At 70.8% G+C, this 1,719-nt stretch carries 2 protein-coding genes; one reads left to right on the top strand and one right to left on the bottom strand.

Translation table 11 applies throughout. The annotated features are described in order from the left end of the window. The first annotated feature begins 209 nt into the window (after nucleotides 1-209). Nucleotides 210-1,499, top strand: a complete 1,290-nt coding sequence (locus H5397_RS17325; protein ID WP_182818987.1) for a thymidine phosphorylase — start codon at nucleotides 210-212, stop codon at nucleotides 1,497-1,499. Here H5397_RS17325 and H5397_RS17320 read toward each other — a convergent pair. Then, nucleotides 1,496-1,719 (bottom strand): transposase (locus H5397_RS17320; RefSeq protein ID WP_182814264.1); only part of this gene is annotated, 224 nt, incomplete at its 5' end. The genes H5397_RS17325 and H5397_RS17320 overlap by 4 nt on opposite strands.

The raw sequence follows: 1,719 nt of genomic DNA, 5'->3' as shown, positions 1-1,719 counted from the left end.
AACAGATGCCCTCCACCGTCCGCCGGTGGTCATTCCACGGACGGCCGCCCTTCGCGCCCCCACGCGGCATCAACGGCTCAATCCGCGCCCACATCTCGTCACTGAACTGAGGACTCCTGGTCACAAAAACAACCCTGACCCAAACCACCCAAATCAGTTACGCGACACGCCCTAGGCCGCAAACGCCGCGGCCCCCTAGGCTGGCCCGCATGGTTGAGCGCTTCGATGCGGTTGATGTCATCCGGACCAAGCGGGACGGCGGCGTGCTGTCCGACGAGCAGATCGACTGGATGGTGGACGCCTACACCCGCGGGGTCGTCGCCGACGAGCAGATGTCGGCCTTGGCGATGGCGATCTTCCTCAACGGGATGCAGCGCGGCGAGATCGTGCGCTGGACCGACGCGATGATCAACTCCGGCGAGCGCCTCGACTTCAGCGTGCTCGGCGCCACCGCCGACAAGCACTCCACGGGCGGGGTCGGGGACAAGATCACCCTGCCGCTGGTGCCGCTGGTCGCCGCGTTCGGGGTACGCGTGCCGCAGTTGTCGGGCCGCGGACTGGGCCACACGGGCGGGACGCTCGACAAGATGGAGTCGATCCCCGGTTGGCGGGCGTCGCTGTCCAACGACGAGATGATGACGATCCTGCGCGACGTCGGCGGCGTGATCTGCGCGGCGGGCTCGGGCCTGGCGCCGGCCGACAAGAAGCTCTACGCGCTGCGCGACACGACGGCGACGGTCGAGGCGATCCCCCTGATCGCGAGCTCGATCATGAGCAAGAAGATCGCCGAGGGCACCGGGGCGCTCGTGCTCGACGTGAAGACCGGCGCCGGCGCGTTCATGCGCGACGAGGCCCAGGCCCGCGAGCTGGCCCGCACGATGGTCGACCTCGGCACCGACGCGGGGCTCACCACGGTCGCCCTGCTCACCGACATGTCGACGCCCTTGGGGCTGACGGTCGGCAACGCCCTCGAGGTGCGCGAGTCGGTCGAGGTGCTCGCCGGCGGCGGCCCCGCCGACATCATCGAGCTCACCGTCGCGCTGGCCCGCGAGATGCTCGCCGCCGCCGGGCAGCCGGACGCCGACGTCGAGGCCGCCCTGGCCGACGGTCGCGCGATGGACGTCTGGCGCCGCATGGTCGCCGCCCAGGGGGGCGACCCCGACGCCCCGCTGCCGGTCGCCGAGCACACCGAGGTCGTCACCGCCGAGCGCGACGGCGTCATGGAGTCGATGGACGCCATGGGCATCGCCGTCGCCGCCTGGCGCCTCGGTGCGGGCCGCGCCCGCAAGGAGGACCCGGTCGACTTCGCCGCCGGCGTCGAGCTGCACGCCAAGCCCGGGGACGCCGTGAAGGCCGGCCAGCCGGTCCTGACGCTGCACACCTCCGAGCCCGCCAAGTTCGAGCGCGCCCACGAGGCGCTCGAGGGCGGGATCACCTGGGCCCCGGAGGGCACCGCGCCGAGCCCGCGGCGTCCGATCGTGATCGACCGGATCGCCTAGGGCGTGTCGCGTAACTGGTCTCGTAGGCAGATGATGGTGCTGGCCAGGACGAGGCCGGCGCGGTAGTTGCGAGCGAGTTTGTCGTAGCGGGTGGCGATGGCGCGGAACTCCTTGATCCGGTTGAAGAAGCGTTCCACCACGTTCCTGCCCTTGTAGATGGTGGGATCGAAGGCAGGTGGGCGACCGCCGCGGCTGCCCTTGGCCTTGCGACGGGCGATCT

Source organism: Propioniciclava sp. MC1683 (assembly GCF_014164675.1).
Lineage (GTDB): Bacteria > Actinomycetota > Actinomycetes > Propionibacteriales > Propionibacteriaceae > Propioniciclava.
This window is presented reverse-complemented; position numbering and strand designations above follow the sequence as displayed.

What these genes read in the sequence shown, in the direction of transcription:
- H5397_RS17325 (WP_182818987.1), top strand. Translation starts at nt 210, where the DNA reads ATGGTTGAGCGCTTCGATGCGGTTGATGTCATCCGGACCAAGCGGGAC.